This window comes from Ligilactobacillus murinus (assembly GCF_003288115.1).
In the GTDB taxonomy this organism is placed as follows: domain Bacteria; phylum Bacillota; class Bacilli; order Lactobacillales; family Lactobacillaceae; genus Ligilactobacillus; species Ligilactobacillus murinus.
In genome coordinates this window covers 899,325-919,865 of the sequence record NZ_CP023565.1, presented here as the reverse complement: position 1 = coordinate 919,865, position 20,541 = coordinate 899,325, and the positions used below count along the sequence as shown (strand labels likewise).

General features: G+C 39.8%; 16 protein-coding genes and 1 other annotated feature. Of the genes, 15 read left to right on the top strand and 1 reads right to left on the bottom strand.

Annotated elements, in window-relative coordinates; translation table 11 throughout:
• Positions 1 to 141: 141 nt before the first annotated feature.
• From CPS94_RS04580 to CPS94_RS04545, 8 genes are all read left to right on the top strand, one after another.
• A complete protein-coding gene (locus CPS94_RS04580; protein ID WP_112286380.1) occupies positions 142 to 2,334 on the top strand; it encodes a YSIRK-type signal peptide-containing protein in 2,193 nt (730 codons plus the stop codon).
• The gene (locus tag CPS94_RS04575) at positions 2,273 to 5,887 is read left to right on the top strand and encodes a mucin-binding protein (RefSeq protein ID WP_112286379.1); all 3,615 of its coding nucleotides are present in this window, start codon (positions 2,273 to 2,275) and stop codon (positions 5,885 to 5,887) included. The genes CPS94_RS04580 and CPS94_RS04575 overlap by 62 nt, the downstream gene beginning before the upstream one ends.
• A gap of 159 nt (positions 5,888 to 6,046) precedes the next feature.
• Positions 6,047 to 7,876, top strand: a complete 1,830-nt coding sequence (gene lepA / locus CPS94_RS04570) for a translation elongation factor 4 (RefSeq protein ID WP_004048878.1) — start codon at positions 6,047 to 6,049, stop codon at positions 7,874 to 7,876.
• Positions 7,877 to 8,077: 201 nt separating this feature from the next.
• Positions 8,078 to 9,097, top strand: a complete 1,020-nt coding sequence (locus CPS94_RS04565; protein WP_112194799.1) for an ABC transporter ATP-binding protein — start codon at positions 8,078 to 8,080, stop codon at positions 9,095 to 9,097.
• Positions 9,094 to 10,056 (top strand): ATP-binding cassette domain-containing protein, encoded by a 963-nt coding sequence (locus CPS94_RS04560; RefSeq protein WP_112194801.1) that lies wholly within the window; start codon positions 9,094 to 9,096, stop codon positions 10,054 to 10,056. The genes CPS94_RS04565 and CPS94_RS04560 overlap by 4 nt, the downstream gene beginning before the upstream one ends.
• A complete protein-coding gene (opp4B, locus tag CPS94_RS04555) occupies positions 10,037 to 10,996 on the top strand; it encodes an oligopeptide ABC transporter permease (protein WP_004048875.1) in 960 nt (319 codons plus the stop codon). Before CPS94_RS04560 ends, opp4B begins: the two co-directional genes overlap by 20 nt.
• A gap of 12 nt (positions 10,997 to 11,008) precedes the next feature.
• Positions 11,009 to 11,896, top strand: coding sequence for an ABC transporter permease (locus CPS94_RS04550; protein ID WP_112286378.1), 888 nt, complete (start codon positions 11,009 to 11,011; stop codon positions 11,894 to 11,896).
• A gap of 18 nt (positions 11,897 to 11,914) precedes the next feature.
• Complete coding sequence (locus CPS94_RS04545) at positions 11,915 to 13,660, top strand: oligopeptide ABC transporter substrate-binding protein (protein WP_112194805.1); 1,746 nt, start codon at positions 11,915 to 11,917, stop codon at positions 13,658 to 13,660.
• 118 nt (positions 13,661 to 13,778) lie between these two features.
• Here the strand turns inward: CPS94_RS04545 and CPS94_RS04540 are convergent, their stop codons facing one another.
• Positions 13,779 to 15,140 carry an ISL3 family transposase gene (locus tag CPS94_RS04540; protein WP_112194807.1) on the bottom strand — a complete coding sequence of 454 codons (1,362 nt, stop codon included), beginning with the start codon at positions 15,138 to 15,140 and terminating at the stop codon, positions 13,779 to 13,781.
• A gap of 745 nt (positions 15,141 to 15,885) precedes the next feature.
• Here CPS94_RS04540 and CPS94_RS04535 point away from each other — a divergent pair.
• The 7 genes from CPS94_RS04535 to yhbY all read left to right on the top strand — a co-directional run bounded on the left by CPS94_RS04535 (position 15,886) and on the right by yhbY (position 20,537).
• Positions 15,886 to 16,857: an IS30 family transposase gene (locus CPS94_RS04535; RefSeq protein WP_112194809.1), complete on the top strand. Its 972-nt coding sequence runs from the start codon at positions 15,886 to 15,888 to the stop codon at positions 16,855 to 16,857.
• Positions 16,858 to 17,007: 150 nt separating this feature from the next.
• Positions 17,008 to 17,144 (top strand) — a sequence feature (ribosomal protein L20 leader region).
• 45 nt (positions 17,145 to 17,189) lie between these two features.
• Positions 17,190 to 17,690 carry a translation initiation factor IF-3 gene (gene infC, locus CPS94_RS04530; RefSeq protein WP_004047271.1) on the top strand — a complete coding sequence of 167 codons (501 nt, stop codon included), beginning with the start codon at positions 17,190 to 17,192 and terminating at the stop codon, positions 17,688 to 17,690.
• Positions 17,691 to 17,722: 32 nt separating this feature from the next.
• A complete protein-coding gene (gene rpmI, locus CPS94_RS04525) occupies positions 17,723 to 17,923 on the top strand; it encodes a 50S ribosomal protein L35 (protein ID WP_004047272.1) in 201 nt (66 codons plus the stop codon).
• 146 nt (positions 17,924 to 18,069) lie between these two features.
• The gene (gene rplT, locus CPS94_RS04520) at positions 18,070 to 18,429 is read left to right on the top strand and encodes a 50S ribosomal protein L20 (RefSeq protein ID WP_004047273.1); all 360 of its coding nucleotides are present in this window, start codon (positions 18,070 to 18,072) and stop codon (positions 18,427 to 18,429) included.
• A 139-nt stretch (positions 18,430 to 18,568) separates the two neighbouring features.
• Positions 18,569 to 19,102, top strand: coding sequence for a YqeG family HAD IIIA-type phosphatase (locus tag CPS94_RS04515; protein ID WP_004047274.1), 534 nt, complete (start codon positions 18,569 to 18,571; stop codon positions 19,100 to 19,102).
• A complete protein-coding gene (gene yqeH, locus CPS94_RS04510; protein WP_004047283.1) occupies positions 19,095 to 20,210 on the top strand; it encodes a ribosome biogenesis GTPase YqeH in 1,116 nt (371 codons plus the stop codon). The genes CPS94_RS04515 and yqeH overlap by 8 nt, the downstream gene beginning before the upstream one ends.
• Positions 20,211 to 20,225: 15 nt before the next feature.
• Positions 20,226 to 20,537, top strand: a complete 312-nt coding sequence (yhbY, locus tag CPS94_RS04505) for a ribosome assembly RNA-binding protein YhbY (RefSeq protein WP_004047285.1) — start codon at positions 20,226 to 20,228, stop codon at positions 20,535 to 20,537.
• Positions 20,538 to 20,541: the final 4 nt, after the last annotated feature.

Below are 20,541 nucleotides of genomic sequence, written 5' to 3'. Positions count from 1 at the left end.
GTAATTGGTATATTGTTTAAAAATGTTGAAAAATAACGTAAAAATTGTACAAAGCATGTTCACTGCATTGTTTTATTAAAATTAATATGATAAATTTTTATTGATAAAATATTAAGTAAATATTAATTTTAGGAGGTCACTATGGGTTCGAAAAACAATCTAAAACTTCGCTCTGAAAAAATGGCACAACGCAAAGCAAAGTACAAAATCAAAAAATTGAATGTGGGAGTAGCATCTGTGATGGTCGGGGCTTTACTTGCTTTTTCGAACGCAGATGCTGTTAACGCAGACGTGGTCGATACTGCAACTAATGATGAAAAAACGACTCAGCTTACTGAAAGTACTGAAAATGAGACAGAAGTGGCTTTAACTGAAACACCAGAGGAAAACACAGTTACTTCGACGCAAACAGTTGAGCAAGCTGAGGCAGATAAGAGTGCTGACCAAGGTGTTCCACCAGTTGAAAATAATGAGGTATCATCTGCTGAAAGTACAACTGAAGCGCCACAAGAACAAATACACGCAACTTTTAGAAGTGCAGTAGCCGATGTGCCAACAGTCAATGTAGATCAAGTGATCGAAAATAATACCCAAAGTCAAGCAGTAACATTGGATCACGGCGATAATGAAACGCGTAGTATTTCAATTATGGTCCCAGCTGTTGCGGGAGATACAGTTACGGTCACTGTTCCATATATTTTTACAGCTTCGACTGGCAGTAGTATCAATGGTGAGTTGTACAATGTCGATACAGAAACTTCTCCAGTAGCTGATCCAGGATATGTTACTAATAAGGCCAGCCAAAATACGACTTTTACGTACAATATCAACACAACAGCTTCAATGATTTTTAATTTAAGATTGATGCCAACTGTTTCTGATTGGTCATTTTTAACACCAGGTTCAAAATTCCAAGTTGTTGTTAAGAAAAATGGGGATGATATTGGTGAGATCACTTATACGATCGGGCAACCGGCCGAGATCACCGCTGTCAATCTCAATTTTGATCAAAATCAAACTGCAGAAAATGGTTTAGTTAAGGATCAAAAATATGTTTTAGGGGTCAATTTAGCTAATAATGGTCAAAAAGACGGTGATAATTTTGCTGGTACAGTAACATTGAACGTTCCAAAGGGTTTTTTAGCTGATACTACAAGCATTGGCTATGCATATGGCTTGACTGATAAAACAGTCGTTGGTGATACAGCTAGTGATTTTGCTACATTAGCTAATGGAAAAAATGTTACGATCAAACAAGCAGCTGCAGGTGAACCAGTCGTTATTGATTTTAATAATGCCAAAACTGATCTATTGAAGGGGTCATTATTATTATTTGGGACATACACAACTGAATTGGCTGCCAGTGATAACAACTTTGATGCTACAGTTGCATACTACTCGATCAACACTGCAGGCGAACGAGCTAAGGATATGATCCAGCAAGCTGTGGGCACTAAGCATCTCAATTTAGCTGTGGCTACTAAAGTTAATAATTCTTGGGGAGCACAATTCAAGAAAAAAGATGGTGAGATCTACACAGATAATGGTCAAGCTGATGGGGAACACCAATCTGATGATACAAAGTTAGATTACAATGACAATGGTAGTCTGATCCGTTCGATCGAAGTATATAACAATGGTAATGTTGCGCAAGAAAATGTTTTGATCCACTTAGATATTGAACCAGGTACGATCATGAATGGTGGCGAAGGTGAGTATGCGTTAGCGATCACATCGTCAAGTGAAAATCAGCCAAGCGGTTTAACACGAGCAACATTAACAGATGGCCGTACAGTAGATCTACAAATGGGTAACTTTGTAACTTCTAATGTAAACTCTATTGTTGTTGCTATCGACGATAAAGCGATCAGTGCAGGTGTTGCTAAAGATGGATCTAATATTAAAGCGCTTGATATCGGTTATAAAAATATTGAAGCAGGTACTAAAGTTAAGATCAATTTCAGTAACAATGCGATCTTAGAAAAAGGGACGACTAAGAAGGTCAATGATACAGCAGAGTACAGCTATACTGTGACTTCCGATAAAGGACAAGAATTGACTGGGAAAATGTCACTTAATATCAAAGCGCCTAATCCAAGTAAGAACCAGTTTACTGGCAATATCTTGAATTTCAATAATACTTCTTACCAACCAACAAGTGAAGATGGTGGTAATATTGCAACGATCACATACCAGATCCGAAACATCGTTCAATATAATGACATTCCAAGCTCTTATTTTATTGCGATCCCTCAAGGATTTGATCTAGAAGATGCTAGTCAGTTACATGTTTACAAACATGGGGGGGGCACTTTACGAAGCTGCTGTTGTTGAAGATCTAGGGTACATCGGGATCAACGGTGAACGGATGTTTAAGATCAGCTTACCTGAAACACCTTGGTATCGTACGCCTGTTTTGATCAATGGGACTTCTTACACAACACCGTTGCAGATCGTAGCAAATAAGAATCAGTTACCGTTATCCTATGCTTACCCTGAAAACGGGATGAGTTTATTCATGGAGCTTAACGAAAATAATCAAGTTTCCGCACCAACTAATGGTTTTGCTAATATTAGTGAGGTCACGTTGCGGGATGGCAAGACTTATAAGGTTCGATCAACTAACTTAGGTTACTATAAGACTCCAAATGAAGTGAGCTACAGTTTCACCTATCCATCAACTTACGGTCCGATGAATGGTGTCAAAGCAGCTGACGCTGGAAAATATACCGAAGAAACAGGAACGACCAAGTTAGCATATAGTAGTTCAAAAGAGTTGGCTAACTCTAAAGGAACGATCCGCTTAGCTAATGTTTTGACGGATAAGGGTATTTCAGAATACTCCTATAATGTCATCAATTTACCTAGCATAGCAAATGGCGATGATGCGACGATCGTTTTGACTGGTGAAGGTGTTGATAAAGTAACAACTACAGGAACTGGTAATGGACAATTACTATTCGCTTATACACCATTTGTAGGTGATCAAGTAACTGAAGCTGCTCTAGTAGACTTTGTGACAGCTGATCAAGTGACTGATTGGTCTAAAGTAAGAGCAGTAGTCCTTAAGTCAGATAAATTAGACCCAAGTGCAACCGCAATGGCTGAATTAGGCTTTAAGATCACCGGTATTAAAGATGGTTCTAGTGTAGTCGGTGTCACACTTCAAGATCACTTTACTGGTGAACATGAAAATTCAACAGGTGTTAGTGGTATCTATAATGTTGCCCCAACTTACAAATTGGAGATCCAACGTTATGTAGATGTTACAACAAGATGGATCGATACAGATGGTAACGAGCTCCAAGCACCAGACGTTCAAAGTATCATGTCAGGTGCCACATATGTAACAACTGGTATCACACGCCCACACTATAAATTTGTTAAAGTTGAAGGCCAGCCTGCAGGTGTTACAGCAGGTCAAGATATTGTAGTTACCTATATCTATGAAGCTGACAAAGAGATCGAAGCTCAAAGTGTTAAATTTGAACAAACGATCAACTATATTTATGCTGAAAATAACCAGTCAGCTGCGCCAACAGTAACAAAAACTATCACATTTACGCGTGATAAGGTAAATAATTTAGCTTTAAATAAAGTAACTTATACGCCATGGATGGTCGATGGTAAGGAAGTAGTTGCAGCAAGTTTTGCAGCAGTTATTTCACCCGAGATCAAGGGCTATACAGCTGATCTAAAAGAAGTAGCAGCGATCACAGTAACACCAACGGATGAAAATAAAGCTTATGTAACGACGGTCAAGTATACTAAAAATCCAACTGAAAATGTAACTGAAGATAAAACGGTAACACGTACGATCAATTACGTTTACGCAGATGGCACTCAAGCTGTAGCACCAAATGTTGCAACTAAGACATTTACGCGTACTGGGATCAAGGACACTGTAACTGGTGAGATCACATGGAATGCGTGGAGCCAATCCCAAGAGTTTGGCGCAGTGACCAGCCCAGTTCTAAAAGGCTACACAGCTGATAAAGCAGAAGTAGCCGCCCAAAGTGTGACCGCTGATAGTGCAAATATCGAAGTAACGGTAACCTACACAAAACAAGCTGCAACTGAAGTGAGCGAAACAAAAGAAGTAACGCGTACGATTAAGTATGTCTATGCAGATGGTACTCAAGCATCTGAACCAGTTGTCGAAACAAAGACGTTCACAAGAACAGGAGCTAAAGATGCAGTGACCGATGAGATCACATGGAATGCGTGGAGCCAAGCCCAAGAGTTTGACGCAGTGACTAGCCCAGTTCTAAAAGGCTACACAGCTGATAAAACAGAAGTAGCCGCCCAAAGTGTGACCGCTGATAGTGCAAATACCGAAGTAACGGTAACCTACACAAAACAAGCAGCGGCTGAAGTGAGCGAAACAAAAGAAGTAACACGCACGATCAACTATGTCTATGCAGATGGCAGCCAAGCATCTGAACCGGTGGTCGAAACAAAGACGTTCACGAGAACAGGAGCTAAAGATGCAGTGACCGATGAGATCACATGGAATGCGTGGAGCCAATCCCAAGAGTTTGGCGCAGTGACTAGCCCAGTTCTAAAAGGCTACACAGCTGATAAAGCAGAAGTAGCCGCCCAAAGTGTGACAGCCGATAGTGCAAATATCGAAGTAACGGTAATGTACACAAAACAAGCAGCGGCTGAAGTGAGCGAAACAAAAGAAGTAACGCGTACGATTAAGTATGTCTATGCAGATGGTACTCAAGCAGCTAAACCAGTGGTTGAAACAAAGACGTTCACAAGAACAGGTGCCAAAGATGCAGTAACAGATGAGATCACATGGAATGAGTGGAGCCAAGCCCAAGAATTTGAGGCAGTACCAAGTCCAGAGCTTAAAGGTTACACAGCTGATAAAACAGAAGTAGCCGCGCAAAGTGTGACAGCTGATAGTGCAAATACCGAAGTAACGGTAACCTACACGAAACAAGCTGCAACTGAAGTGAGCGAAACAAAAGAAGTAACGCGCACGATCAATTATGTTTATGCAGATGGTCTACAAGCTTTAGCACCAGTGGTCGAAACAAAGACGTTTACGAGAACAGGAACTAAAGATGCTGTGACTGATGCGATCACCTGGGGAGCATGGAGTAGCGCTCAAGAATTTGCTAGTGTAATGAGTCCACAGATCTCTGGTTATTGGGCTGATCGGACAAGCGTTCCAGCTACCACAGTTGATCATATGAGTCCTGATCAAGTTGAACGTGTTATTTATACAGCAAACTACAGCTTGACAGAACGCTTTGTAGATAATATGGGCAATGAATTGATCCCAAGCATTGTTAAGAAAAATCTCTTTGTACCAGGTATGGATTTTGACAATACTGCTGATGCTAAGGTGATCACGGGTTACGTCTTACAAAAAATCGAAAATGGTATCGGAACATTTGGTGAAGGTGATGAAACCACAACATTCATCTATGCTAAAGTTGGTAATATCGTTCCTGTTGATGAAAATGGTAATGCCTTAGTTCCTCCAGTTCCATATGAAAATGATAAGGATGATCCTTTCGGTGTTACACCACATCAAAAGGTACCAACGATCCCAGGATATAAGGCAGAAGTAGAGTTTGTCGATCCAACTGATCCTACTTCAGATACGATCGTTAAATATGTAGCTGAAAAAACAGCAGAAGTACCAGAAGTGTCTGAAAAACAAGAACCAACTAAAACAAAGGGCGTAACTGTCCCAACCTCTCAAGTTGGACCAAAAGCAACTACTCCGGTTACAGATGAAGCAAAAGTTGCTGAATTACCACAAATGGGTGATGATGCTAAAGCACAAGTAACAGGTGTCGGTGCGATGTTAGTTGCCTTAGCAGGAATTTTAGGCTTAGGTGTTAAAAATAAGCGCAAAGAAGACTAAAATAGATTTTTAAAATAACTAGAGTATAGCTAAAACTATGCTCTAGTTATTTTTTGGTAAAATTGACGCTGACCTGTAAAACAGGCTATAATTGATAGTTAAAGAGTATTGAGTTGGGTGAAGAATTTTTCTTGCCCACTAGAAAGTAGGAAGAGCGAAATGGATTTTGAAAAAATGTCGGAGCGCCAAAAGCATATTCGGAATTTTTCGATCGTTGCTCATATTGACCATGGGAAATCGACCTTAGCTGATCGCATTTTGGAATTGACTGATACGGTCTCAAAACGTGAAATGCAAGATCAGTTGCTCGATTCGATGGATCTGGAGCGCGAACGTGGGATCACGATCAAATTAAATGCAGTAGAACTTCATTATCATGCAAAAGATGGAGAAACTTACATTTTCCACTTGATCGATACGCCTGGGCACGTGGACTTTTCATATGAAGTTTCACGTTCATTGGCGGCTTGTGAAGGTGCTGTTTTAGTGGTCGATGCAGCGCAAGGTATCGAAGCCCAAACTTTGGCAAATGTTTATTTAGCATTAGATGATGACCTTGAGATCGTACCAGTGATCAATAAGATCGATCTGCCTTCAGCTGAGCCAGAGCGTGTGCGCCAAGAGATCGAAGACGTGATCGGTCTGGACGCTTCTGAGGCAGTCTTGGCTTCAGCTAAAAACGGGATCGGGATCGAAGAGATGCTAGAAGAGATCGTTCAAAAAGTTCCAGCACCAAGTGGCGATCTAAAAGCACCGTTAAAAGCGTTGATCTTTGATTCAGTCTATGATGATTACCGTGGGGTCGTCTTGAGCTTACGGGTCTTTGATGGAACTGTAAAACCTGGTGATAAGGTCCGTTTGATGAATAGTGGCGCGGAATACGAAGTTATTGAAGTTGGGGTCAACTCACCTAAGCCGATCAAACGCGACTTCTTGATGGCTGGGGATGTAGGATATCTAACTGCAAGTATCAAGGATATTCAAGATACACGTGTTGGTGATACCTTAACGCATGCTGATGACCCAACTGAAAAACCATTAGCGGGTTATCGTGAAATGAGCCCCATGGTGTATTCTGGACTTTATCCGACAGATAATGCTAAATATAACGATCTGCGTGAAGCTTTAGAAAAATTAAAGCTAAATGATGCAGCTTTAGAGTTTGAACCTGAGACCTCGCAAGCTTTAGGTTTTGGATTTAGATGTGGCTTTTTAGGCTTATTGCACATGGATGTTATCCAAGAACGCTTAGAACGTGAATTTGGGATGGAATTGATCACGACGGCACCATCTGTGACCTATGATGTTGAATTAACAGATGGTTCGCATGTGAGCGTATCTAACCCATCTGAGATGCCAGAGGTCCCAACGATCAAGCAGATCAATGAACCTTATGTCAAAGCTGAGATCATGGTCCCAAGTGAGTATGTCGGGGCGGTGATGGAGTTATGCCAAGCTAAGCGTGGGAATTTTATCACGATGGATTATCTTGATGATTATCGGGTCAATGTTATTTACGAGATGCCATTATCAGAGATCATTTTTGATTTCTTCGATAAATTGAAGTCTAGCACTCGTGGTTATGCTTCGCTCGACTATGAACTTGATGGCACACGTCCAAGTGACCTAGTTAAGATAGATATCTTACTGAATAGTGATAAAGTCGATGCGTTAAGTTTTATTGCGCACAAACAATTTGCACAACAGCGAGCACGTGTGATCACAGATAAGTTAAAGACGATCATTCCACGACAAAACTTCGAGATCCCGATCCAAGCAGCGATCGGAGCTAAGATCATTGCACGAACTAATATCAAAGCTTATCGTAAAGACGTCACGGCACGGATCCATACAGGTGATCCTGATCGACGGGCTAAGTTGTTAGATAAGCAAAAGCGTGGTAAGAAACGAATGAAAGCAGTCGGACGTGTAGTCGTTCCGCAAGATGCCTTCATGGCTGTCTTAAAAACCGACGAAGAAAGCAAATAGATCAGTTATTTCCCTAGAGCATATCGCTTTAGGGTTTTTTTATTAATTATTAGACCTATAAGTTTAAATAGGTATTTTAATATTGTTGGTGATCAGACTCTTAGCTTATTTATGAAAAGAGTCTTTTTTGATTATTCGATACGTTATATTAATTAAGTATTGCAAAAAAAAAAAAAAAACAACTATAATAGTTAAAACAAAATGAAAGGGGTGGCAAGCAGTGTGAGAGATGTATTAGTTTTGGATAAAGTTAAAGTGGATTTTAAACTTGATGGTACTTTCTATAACGCAGTCGATAGTGTCGATCTGAGTGTTAAAGAAGGTGAGATATTAGCGATCGTAGGCGAGTCTGGTTGTGGCAAAAGTACGCTTGCAACAAGCATTATGAATTTACATGACCCAGTGACCACTCGGGTAAGTGGAAGTATCAAGTTTGAAGGAGAAGAACTCTGTGGGGCTTCGCCAAAAAACTTAGAGCAGATCCGTGGTGCTCAGATCGGGATGATCTTTCAAGACCCTTTGGCAGCTCTTAATCCGTTGATGAGGATCGGTGATCAGATCAAGGAGAGTTTAGATCTACATACAACACTTTCATCAAAAGAAAAGGAGGCACGCGTCGAGGAACTTTTGAGTAAAGTGGGGATCGATGATGTCAAACGTACTGTGAGACAGTATCCACATGAATTATCTGGTGGAATGAGACAACGGGTGATGATTGCGATCGCAGTTGCATGTAAACCTAAGTTGATCATCGCTGATGAACCAACGACTGCGTTAGACGTAACGATCCAGGCCCAGATCCTAGATCTTTTAAAAGAGATCCAACAAGAAAGAGGAGCAGGAATCATTTTGATTACGCATGATCTAGGAGTCGTGGCTGAAGTTGCAGATCAGGTGGCTGTCATGTATGCAGGTCAGGTAGTTGAAAGGGGAAGTGTGGGAGACATTTTTAACGATCCTAAGCACCCATATACACGTTCTTTGTTACGTTCGATGCCACAAACAGATACAGTTGATGATGAATTGTACGTGATCGCAGGTAATGTACCCTCACTAAAGAAAATGGCAGTGGATGGTTGTCGTTTCGCTGATAGGATACCTTGGGTCGAAAGCGCAAAGCATGAAGCTGAGCCAAAGCTTCATGAGGTGTCATCCAGACATTTTGTGCGTTGTACTTGTTATCAGGATTTTGAATTTCCGCTTGAGGGGGACATGAAATGACAGCTTTATTAACGATCAAAGATTTAAAAGTCTATTATCCTATCAAAACGGGGATCTTGAATCGGACTACTGATCATATCAAGGCAGTCGATGGGGTAGATCTTGTGATCGAAGCCGGTAAAACTTATGGCATCATCGGCGAGTCTGGTTCGGGAAAATCTACGATTGGAAAGACGATCGTAGGACTAGAACAAGCGACCTCGGGTGAGATCATTTATGAAGGTGTAAATATCTTACATAAAAAGGCAAAAAAACGTTTTGAATACAATAAAGATGTTCAAATGATCTTTCAAGATTCGCTTTCAAGTCTCAATCCTAAAAAACGGATCAAAGATATCATCAGTGAACCCTTGAAGAATTTTGAAAAACTTAAAGGTGAAGAACTTCAAGCACGAGTAAGAGAAATTATTAAGATCGTAGGTTTGGATGAAGATAGTCTCTATAAATATCCGCACCAATTTTCGGGTGGACAACGGCAACGGATAGATATTGCCCGCGCTGTAGCGACACGTCCTAAATTGATCATTGCCGATGAGCCTGTTTCTGCGTTAGATCTTTCGGTTCAGGCACAAGTTTTGAACTATTTAAAGAGGATCCAAAAAAAGTATGGTATTGCGTATTTATTCATTTCACACGATTTAGGAGTCGTTTACCATATGTGTGATACTTTAGCGATCATGCATCGTGGAAGATTTGTTGAAGTCGGTGGGCGTAAAGATATTTATCAAGATCCAAGACATATCTATACTAAACGGCTTTTGGCGGCGATCCCCCAAACAACGATCGCTGACCGTGAGATAAATAAACAACGACGTCAAAAGCTCGAACAGGAATTTTTAGCACAAAAAATTCAAGGATATGATGAAAGTGGTAAACCTTATCCACTCCAAAGAATAAGTGAGACTCATTTAGTTGCACTAAGAAAGGGGGAAAGATCAAATGTGGAAGACGATCATTAGACGAATCTTGATCATGATCCCAGAACTCATATTACTCAGCGTCTTAGTCTTTATGTTGGCTAAATTGATGCCAGGGGATCCCTTTACCGGCTTGCTGACACCTCAGACTTCCGCAGCTCAAGTGCATGAGTTAAAAGTTCGAGCTGGGCTTTACGATCCATGGTATGTTCAATATTGGCGTTGGATCGTTCATATGTTCCAAGGTGATCTAGGTATGAGTTACCAATTTAAATCACCAGTTGCCAATTTGATAGCTGAACGAGCGACAAATACATTATGGTTGTCATTGTTGACGGTCATTTTAAGTTATGCAATCGCGATTCCATTAGGAGTTATAGCGGGACGTTACGAAAATACTAAAAGAGATAAATTGATCCAATTTTATAGTTTCGTTGTCTATGCGATCCCAGCGTTTGTCTTTTATCTACTGGGCGTTTACTTTTTTGGATATAAGTTGCACTGGTTCCCGACTTCTGGTTCAGTGAGTGTTAGTGCTGATAGTGGATTGAGTTACCTTTTTTCGCGGCTTGATCACATGATATTGCCAGCCTTATTGATGGCGATCTTATCGACAACATCGATCATTCAATATTTACGAAGTGAGATCATTGATAATACTAACCAAGATTTTGTCAAGACCGCACGTTCTAAGGGCGTATCGGAAAAAATGGTTTTTTGGAAACATATTTTGCGCAACTCGCTTTTACCGATCGCAGCTTTCTTTGGTTATTCGATCACAGGTTTGTTGGGTGGTTCGATCTTTTTGGAAACGATTTTTGGCTATCCTGGAATGGGGCTGCTGTTTATGGACTCGATCGTTAGTCGCGATTATTCTGTTATCACGGCACTTGTCATGTTGTATGGTTTGTTGAACCTTATTGGGACCTTACTGTCGGATATAGTTTTAAGTATCGTTGATCCAAGAGTTCGGATCGAGTAAGGGGGAGAATATATGGTAAAAAATAGACCCACTAGAGTGATGATATCATCTTTACGGATGATCAAACGAGAATTTTTGAAAGATAAATGGGCATTGACCGCTCTTGTCCTGCTTTGTATCACTTTTGTGACGATCTTTATTTGGGCGCTATTCTTAGATACTGATAAAGTCATGACAGTTAGTGTTTTACAACAATATGATCGCCCTGGGACTAATGGGATGATTCTAGGAGCAGATCAAGGTGGTCGGGATGTTTTGTCAATGCTCATCTTAGGGGCACGTAATTCGATCACGATCGGATTTGCTGTAACGATCATGATGCTTGTTATCGGGATCTTGTTTGGGGTGATCGCCGGTTATTATGGCGGTTTAGTCGATAATCTAATGATGCGCTTTTTGGATTTCATGATGACACTGCCGATGTTGCTTTTGATTATCGTTATCGTGTCGATCATTCCACACTATACGATGATGACCTTTGTTTTAGTAATGGGGGCTTTTTACTGGGTCGGAACAGCACGATTGATCCGCTCAAAAGCTCTATCAGAAGTTAAAAAAGATTATATCAGTGCAGCTAAGACTTCAGGGGCAAGTGATCTAAAGATAATATTTAGTGAGTTACTTCCCAATTTGAGTTCGATCATCGTAGTCGAAACGATCTTGAGTTTGACGGCTAATATCGGGATCGAAGTCGGGTTGACCTTCTTAGGGTTTGGCTTACCTGATTCAGTTCCAAGTTTGGGGACATTGATCAGCTATGCTCAAAATCCAGATGTTTTAACAACAAAGCTTTGGGTATGGCTACCGGCTGCACTACTTATCTTATTTATCTGTGTAGGGATCAGTTATGTTGGAAATGTTGTGCGTCGAACATTTGATGCACGGCAACGTTTAGGATAATTACGAGGAGGAGATTTTATGAATAAAACACGTATCGCAAAATGGATGGTGACCGTATCAGTTACGGCAGCTGTTTTAGGGGGCTTGGTCGCTAGTACGAAAACGGCTCAAGCAGCACCAAAGTTAAAATTAGAATATAAAAATGATAAGTCAGCTAAAAAAGATGCTACTTTGCGAATTGGATATGCTGATGATGGTTCATTCAAAGGGGTGTTTTCACCAGAACTTTCAAATGATGCAGCAACTAGTGAGGTGTCGCAATTTGGGACAGTTGGACTTTTCAAAGTTGACGATAACTACAAGTTTGTCAAGGGAGGTCTGGCTGATGTAGATTTTGATCGCGAGAATAAAACAGCCACGATCAAGGTGTCGGATAAGGCAAATTGGTCAGATGGCCAACCAGTGGTCGCACGTGACCTAGTCTTTGCGTATGAGATCATTGCTAATAAAGAAAGTGGTTCAGCAAGATACACAGATCAATTAGCAAACATCGTAGGTATGGAAGAATATCATGCTGGCAAAGCAGATGCGATCTCCGGGCTAGAAGTAAAAGACGATAAAACTTTGGTAGTTCACTTTAAAGAAATGGCACCGACAATGGGAACTTCGGGTGCAGGCTATATCTGGGAATATGCAGAACCTTACCATTATTTGAAGGATGTTGCGATGAAAGATCTAGCATCAAACGATAAACTACGTAAAGAACCACTATTTTACGGACCTTTCAAGATCAAAAAAATGGTCCAAGGTGAATCGATCGAATGGGTCCCAAATACTTACTACAGCCAAAAGCCTAAGGTGAAAAAGCTCACGGTTGAAACGGTAAGCACTTCACAGGCAGCAGCGGCTGTCAAAGCTGGTAAATACGATATTTTGCTCAATCAAACACCACAAGTATATGATGCTGTCAAAAATGAAAAAGACTTCGTTCAACTTGGCAAACCGATGCTTTACTACAGTTACATGGGCTTTAGAGTTGGGACTGTTGATAAAGACGGAAATAGTGTGATGGACAAAACAGCCGTGACTAAAGACCGTGCGTTAAGACAAGCAATGGCCTATGCGATGAATATTGATCAAGTGCAAGAAAAATTCGGCTATGGGCTATCCTATCGTGCTAACACTCTTGTTCCAGCAGCATTTGGAAAGTGGAATGACAAGCATGCGACTGGTTATAAATTGAACATGAAAAAAGCCAAAGCGTTGCTCGATGAAGCGGGCTATAAGGTACAAAAAGACGGTTATCGGACCCAACCAAATGGCAAAAAATTAACTTTGACCTTGATGGCCAATAAATCGTCGAAGAATTTTGAGGCTTCGGTAAAAAATTATATCCAACAATGGAAAGAACTTGGAGTACGGGTAAAATTGATGAATGGTCGTTTCCAAGAGTTCAATTCAATGTCTGAAAAACTTATCAGCGGTGCAAAAGACTTTGATATCTGGATGGGTGCGTGGTCTACTTCTTCAGAACCAACTGATGTGGCAGCTAATTATTCTAAAACATCGGCTTATAACTTTGGACACTTTGTAACTAAGGAAAACACGGAGTTGATCAACTCACTAAGTTCAGAGAAAGCATTTGATGAAAATTATCGCAGAAAGCAACTCTACAAATGGCAAGAATACATGAATAAAGAGGCTTTCATTGTGCCGATGACCTTTACACATTCAACGATCAGTGTTTCCAAGGATGTCAAAGGGATGACTTTAGATGTATCTGACAGTGATACGTTGTGGAGCAATGTTGCTTTGACCAAATAATCGTTTTTTGAGGCTGTGACATAAGTCCCTATCTTTAAAGAAGACAATTCGAATTTTGGCTCTTTGTCAACCACTGTGTAAAGAGTAAATATTTTTAGAGAAGCTCTGTGAGAATAGTTTAGGCTGTTTTCACAGAGTTTCTTGTATCTTTACCAAGATATGTTTGGAGATAGATACGAGCTTTGAGATGTTCAAAATTACGATAACCATAGGCTGTTCTTTGGATCTGTTTTATTTTACGATTTATCCCCTCTAAAGGCCCATTAGTATAGTGACAATACTGGGGTTCTAAAGCTGTAATGACGGGAATCAAATTATCATAAAGTGTTAGAAGTGCTTTGTCAGCCTTAGATGCTTCAGAACGGGAGCCAGAGTATTTTTGATTTACTTCAGTAAGGCACTGCTTGAATATTTTTATTTTAGAAGGTGTTGGGTCATCAATAATCTCTAAGAGCCGTTGATAGTCCCAATATGCTTTGCGGAAGTCTTGATCAGCTAATTGAAGTCCTTGATTGACTAACTGTTCCGCAGTCACCCATTCACGTTGAGATCTTTCATAAAACTGATAGGTACAGTTTAGATCATCATATCGTTTTAAAAAGAGCTTCCAATTACGTTTAAACAGCTTATAATTTTTAGAATTATTATCAAACCGATTCATCAGATCAGTACGCATTGAATTTACGGCGCGATTGAGCATTTGAACGATGTGAAATCTATCGATGATGATCTTAGCATTAGGGAAAAGCTTTTTGATAAGGTCAACGTAGTACGAATTCAGATCACAGCTAACAGTACGAACTAAGCTTCTTACAGGAGCGGGGAAACGCATGAAATAGTTGAAAATAGTCTGTTTCAATCGGTTAGGTAAGATAGTCTGAATGGCGTGGTTATCAGCATCTAGACAAATAAAGTGGTATGTGTTGTGAGTGCCTCTGAATTCATCAAAGCACAGATGGAGCGGTAAGAAGTTAAAGTTATTCCGAAACTCGCAACGAGTAGAGTCTAGCGTGCGATTGACAGTAGAGGCAGAAACACCTTCTTCAAATGCGATAGTTTTAGCACTGATATCCATTCTTAATCTGGCAGCTATTTTGGCTTTAAGGAGTTTAGAGATCTGACAACCATGATCAGTGAGCTCAGAGCTTGCGGAGCAAGTAGAGTTACAGTTACGACAACGGATCCTGGCAGAACGAGCAGCAATAGCTGTTTGATATGTTGAATTGACAGAAGGAACTTTTATAAGATGCATAGGAGTGAACCCACTACGATAGAAAGAGGTAAACCCGCAATTATGACATCTAAAATCAGCTAATTCCTGAGGCAAGAAGTAAATAGTAGCAGGGAAAAGGAGGTATTTAGTTCCTCTAAGAGTATCTTTATAAGGTTCGTCATCAAAAATAAGATGCGGGTCATGACAATTAAGGCAAGATTTAACTGTTGAATCAATAATATTTGTAGTATAATTTAAAGAGGTCATAATGGACACCATACTTTCTAGTTGAGTTTTCGTGGTAGGATACACAAGAGAAAGATGCCATTATGGCTCTTTTTGTGTACCAGGATACTTTTTATTTTATGATAAATCAAAAAAGCTGTGTAATGAAGTAATATCATTACACATATAAAATACTCTCCAAGTATAAGATGAATTTTCTATTTCATCTGTATACTTAGAGGGCATTATAGCCTGGAGTCATACAAAACAACATAGCTCTAAAACTTGGAATGCAGTAGAACGCGCGGAGAAAAAGTTTTGGAGTCATACAAAACAACATAGCTCTAAAACCTCAAATGGAAAAATTATCATTTTGGTTTCGTAATCGCGCTATTCATCCTAGCAAGATCCCAGTTTTATATGCTCCCTAATGTACTATTATATTTCTGATAATTAGTTTAGAACTTTAATTGCTTTAATTATACAATATATTGACAAAAAACATGAAATTATTTTTATTGAGATGATCAATATATATCTATTTTCAGGTACGCATAGTAGACATCATCAAGCTTTAAATCGATCAAATAATCCCAAGAGTATCTTTCATATACTTTTCAAATTCTCTATTTTTCCAAAAACCTACTCGGATACCATCGATTCCTCGGGTCAATAGTACATAATAAATGTTCAAAACACGCAGTTTGTAAAATTAAGTTAGAAAAATAAAAAGCCATTTGTGATAGACTTTTGAGTATCAACAAACAAAAGTAAAGGAAAATCACAAATGACCTATAATCATCTTACCATAAGCGAACTGTCATTCATACAAAATTTTTGGAATCAAGGTGTTAAAGCCTATATTGTAGCTAAAAACTTAAAACGTAGTGCCGAAATTATTTATCGAGTATTTTGTTTTTTAGATGCTGGATATTCGATCTCTGAATACTATGAAAACTATCGGGCTAATAAATCTAGATCCGGCCGTAAACCCATCGTATTACCTAATGATGAGCTTGATTACATCAAGGAAAAAGTTAGTCTAGGTTGGACTCCTGATACGATCATCGGACGTAATGAAAAACATATCAGCTGTTCGATGCGTACCCTTTATCGTATCTTTAAACGCTCTAAAGACCTAGATGTGACCTCGCTCCCAATGAAAGGAAAAAGGCATCCAAATGGTTACGTTGAACGCCGTGGAAAAGCTGGGAGACTAGGTCGGACTCTTTTGGAACGACATCAGGACTATCCCAACTACCATAATGAATTTGGACATCTTGAAGCTGATACGATCCAAGGTAAAAACCACCATGGTGCAGTAATGATATTAGTTGAACGGAAGTCTAAGGCTGTCATCATTTTGAATACACGCCATAAGACGGATAAAGCTATCTTTGAGAAACTTGATGCTTTACTTTCTGTTACTCCTAAAGGACTCTTTAAATCGATCACTTTTGATAATGGTAAGGAATTTTCTAAGTGGAAAGATATTTCTAATAAGCATGATATCGGTACTTACTTTGCTGATGTAGGTGCTCCTAACCAACGTGCACTAAATGAACATACGAATGGGTTACTTAGAAAAGATGGACTAGGAAAAGATATGGATCTCAGTGATCTCTCCACTGACTATGTCCAACAAGTAGCTAGCTATAGAAACAATATTCCACGTAAAAGTTTAAACTATAGCATCCCACTAGAAGTATTCATAAAGTATATTACGAATGAGCAAGTAGTTTTTTCTAACTTGATTTGACAATTCAGGTCAAATGTAATCATTTGATATATTTGATTACGTTTGTTCACGTTTTATATAGCAGTAAATATCTTGTGTAAGATAAAACTCAACTTTTTTGAAAAAATTAGTTGTTTCAATATGGAAGTTATGTTATTCTATAACAGTTGAGAAAAAAAGCAGAGGCTCCCGCTTCTCGCCTAGGGGACAATTAGTCCCGGGGCAGAATTATGAAATGTAATTCCGATAAAAACGGATCTGTGCGGGTGTCTTGTAGTTTTACGAGATACCCGCATTTTTTCTGCATTTTCTCTGAATTTTTTTGGAGGTGAAACGCCATAGCAGTTGATAAGATGGTAAACGAAGGCATTCGCGCACGTGAGTTACGCTTGATTGCTGATGATGGTTCCCAGTTGGGGGTCAAATCTAAGCAAGAAGCTTTGAAGTTGGCAGAGCAAGCTAACTTAGACCTTGTTTTGGTAGCACCTAAAGCAAAACCACCTGTTGCCAAGATCATGGATTATGGGAAGTATCGTTTTGAGTTGCAGAAGAAACAGCGTGAAGCTCGTAAAAAGCAAAAAGTGATCAACGTTAAAGAAGTTCGGTTAAGCCCAACGATCGATACTAACGATTTTAATACTAAAGTCAAGAATGCACGTAAATTCTTGACGAAAGGTGACAAAGTTAAGGTATCTATTCGCTTTAAGGGTCGTGCGATCACACATAAAGAGATCGGACGCGAAGTTCTTGATAGATTTGCTGCGGAAACAGATGATGTTGCAACAGTCGAATCTAAAGCAAAAATGGATGGACGCAGCATGTTCTTAATGCTTGCGCCTAAAGCCGAAAAATAGGCTGATAGTTTATTTAGGAGGAGTACAGTATTATGCCAAAACAAAAAACACACCGCGCATCAGCAAAACGCTTTAAGCGTACAGGAAATGGTGGTTTGAAGCGTGCTCACGCTTTCACATCTCACCGTTTCCACGGCAAGACAAAGAAACAACGCCGTCAATTGCGTAAGCCAGCAATGGTATCTGCTTCAGATATGAAGCGTATCAAGCAAATGCTTTCTCAAATGAAATAATTATTGAGATTCTATTACTCGGTTGCAATGTAAGATTGCATCATTATTGTGCTTTGCAGAAGCGATTGTTGGATCGTTTTTTCAGCGCACAGATCAGTTTTGTGAATCCCGCATAACGTCGGGCTAAGTTTAAGGAGGAATTAACCATGCCACGTGTTAAAGGTGGAACAGTTACGCGTCAACGCCGTAAAAAAATGATCAAATTAGCTAAAGGATACCGCGGTTCAAAGCATATCCAATTTAAAGTAGCTAAGCAACAAGTTATGAAGTCTTACCAATACGCATTCCGCGATCGTCGTAAGACAAAATCAAACTTCCGTAAATTATGGATTGCTCGTATCAACGCAGCAGCTCGTATGAACGATATCAGCTACAGCAAGTTGATGCACGGTTTAAAATTAGCTAACATTGATGTTAACCGTAAAATGTTAGCTGATCTTGCAATCAGCGATGCAGCTGCTTTCACAGCGCTTGTTGATGAAGCTAAGAAAGCTTTGGCAAAATAATTTGCCACTCATTTAGTTAAAAGGCTGAGACTACTGTTGTCTCGGCTTTTTTCTTTAGCTGTCACATTAAAATTTTGCTAAAAGTAGTTTTGCTAGCATATAATAGTAGTTGGAGACTATATTTTGAAGGAGATATACTTTGCTCAATAAATTTGAACCAACCTGGATGGTCGAGTCGATCTATGACCTTTCACCGACTGAGTTAAAAGAAAAAGGGATCAAGGTCGTGTTGACTGATCTTGATAACACTTTGATCGCTTGGGATAATCCTGATGGCACACCCCAATTGCATGCGTGGTTACACAAGATGGAAGATGCTAAGATCCCGGTGGTCGTAGTGTCAAATAACAAGCATAAGCGGATCGAACATGCTTTAAAAGCTTTAGAACTACCTTTTGTTTCCCGTGCTTTGAAGCCACTTACTCGTGGGATCCAAATTGCTTTGAAGCGCTATGATCTAAAGAAACATGAGGTCGTTTTAGTTGGTGATCAATTGATGACTGATGTAATGGCTGCCAATAATGCTGGGATCCGCAGTATTTTGGTCAAGCCACTAGTGGATTCTGATGCGTGGAATACTAAGATCAATCGTTTCTTTGAAAAGATCGTTAAAAAACGTTTGATCAAAAAAGATAGATTGAGTACAAAATGGGGGCATACATTAGATGACTGAAAATGAAGAATTATACTGTATCGGTTGTGGGGCTAAGATCCAATCTGAAGATAAAACTGAACCTGGTTATACTCCACGAGCAGCGATCCAAAAGGGCTTAGAAAATAATGAGCTTTATTGTCAACGGTGCTTTAGATTACGCCACTACAATGAGGTAGCTGACGTTTCTTTAACTGATGATGACTTTTTGCGTTTGTTAAATCAGATCGGTCAAACGAATGCTTTGATCGTCAATGTTGTCGATATCTTCGATTTTAATGGTTCGCTCATTCCGGGATTACACCGCTTTGTAGGGGATAACCCTGTTTTATTAGTTGGTAATAAAGAAGATCTTTTACCACATTCATTGAAGCGTTCCAAGATCAAAGATTGGATGCGCCAAGAGGCTAACAAACAGGGGCTTCGTCCGGTCGATGTGGCTTTGACTAGTGCCAAACGTGGAAAAGACCTCGAAGATCTGTTAGAATTGATCGACAAATATCGTGAAGGTCGTGATGTATATGTTGTTGGGGTCACTAATGTAGGGAAATCGACTTTGATCAATCGGATCATCAACCAAACGACAGGGGTCAAAGACTTGATCACGACTTCGCGTTTTCCGGGAACAACCCTTGATCGGATCGAGATCCCATTTGGCGACGGTCATTTCTTGATCGATACTCCAGGGATCATCCATAAGCATCAAATGGCACATTATTTATCGCCTAAGGCTTTGCGATTAGCTGCACCTCAAAAAGAGATCAAGCCTAAAGTTTATCAGTTAAACGAAGGCCAAACTCTCTTTTTTGGCGCTTTAGCTCGTTTTGATTATATCTCTGGTGGAAAGCAAGGTGTGATCGTTTATACCGATAATAATTTAATGCTCCATCGGACTAAGACTGAAAAGGCGACTGAATTTTATGCTAAACATGCAGGTACGTTATTGACCCCACCAACAGCTGAAGAAATGAAAGATTTTCCAAAGCTAGTACGTTTTGAATTTAAAACGACTGAAAAAAGTGATCTTGTTTTTGCAGGCTTAGGTTGGGTCACAGTTAAAGCTAATAGTGTCGTTGCAGGCTGGGCCCCTGAAGGAGTAGCTGTTATTTTAAGAAGAGCGATGGTTTAAGAGAGGAATTAGAATATGAAACTTAAGGGTAAACAAAAACGCTATCTCCGTGCTCAAGCACACGGAATGCGTCCGTTATTTCAAGTGGGTAAGGAAGGTTTGAGTGCTAACTGGCTTGCTCAGATCGAAGATGCCATTGAAAAACGTGAATTATTTAAGGTAAATATCTTACAAAATGCGTTAGTCGAAGATGAAGAAGTGATCGCGTTTATCGAAGACAATACCAATATCCAAGTCGTTCAAAAGATCGGTCATGTTTTAGTATTGTTCAAACAAGCAGATAAACGTGATAATCGTTCATATTCACTTGAAGTTACTAAACTCTAAGAGG

Excerpts from the sequence above, each read along its gene's own strand:
- CPS94_RS04580 (WP_112286380.1), top strand. The coding sequence starts at position 142 with ATGGGTTCGAAAAACAATCTAAAACTTCGCTCTGAAAAAATGGCACAA.
- CPS94_RS04575 (WP_112286379.1), top strand. The coding sequence starts at position 2,273 with ATGCTAGTCAGTTACATGTTTACAAACATGGGGGGGGCACTTTACGAA.
- lepA (WP_004048878.1), top strand. The coding sequence starts at position 6,047 with ATGGATTTTGAAAAAATGTCGGAGCGCCAAAAGCATATTCGGAATTTT.
- CPS94_RS04565 (WP_112194799.1), top strand. The coding sequence starts at position 8,078 with ATGAAAGGGGTGGCAAGCAGTGTGAGAGATGTATTAGTTTTGGATAAA.
- CPS94_RS04560 (WP_112194801.1), top strand. The coding sequence starts at position 9,094 with ATGACAGCTTTATTAACGATCAAAGATTTAAAAGTCTATTATCCTATC.
- opp4B (WP_004048875.1), top strand. The coding sequence starts at position 10,037 with ATGTGGAAGACGATCATTAGACGAATCTTGATCATGATCCCAGAACTC.
- CPS94_RS04550 (WP_112286378.1), top strand. The coding sequence starts at position 11,009 with ATGGTAAAAAATAGACCCACTAGAGTGATGATATCATCTTTACGGATG.
- CPS94_RS04545 (WP_112194805.1), top strand. The coding sequence starts at position 11,915 with ATGAATAAAACACGTATCGCAAAATGGATGGTGACCGTATCAGTTACG.
- CPS94_RS04540 (WP_112194807.1), bottom strand. The coding sequence starts at position 15,140 with ATGACCTCTTTAAATTATACTACAAATATTATTGATTCAACAGTTAAA.
- CPS94_RS04535 (WP_112194809.1), top strand. The coding sequence starts at position 15,886 with ATGACCTATAATCATCTTACCATAAGCGAACTGTCATTCATACAAAAT.
- infC (WP_004047271.1), top strand. The coding sequence starts at position 17,190 with ATGGTAAACGAAGGCATTCGCGCACGTGAGTTACGCTTGATTGCTGAT.
- rpmI (WP_004047272.1), top strand. The coding sequence starts at position 17,723 with ATGCCAAAACAAAAAACACACCGCGCATCAGCAAAACGCTTTAAGCGT.
- rplT (WP_004047273.1), top strand. The coding sequence starts at position 18,070 with ATGCCACGTGTTAAAGGTGGAACAGTTACGCGTCAACGCCGTAAAAAA.
- yqeH (WP_004047283.1), top strand. The coding sequence starts at position 19,095 with ATGACTGAAAATGAAGAATTATACTGTATCGGTTGTGGGGCTAAGATC.
- yhbY (WP_004047285.1), top strand. The coding sequence starts at position 20,226 with ATGAAACTTAAGGGTAAACAAAAACGCTATCTCCGTGCTCAAGCACAC.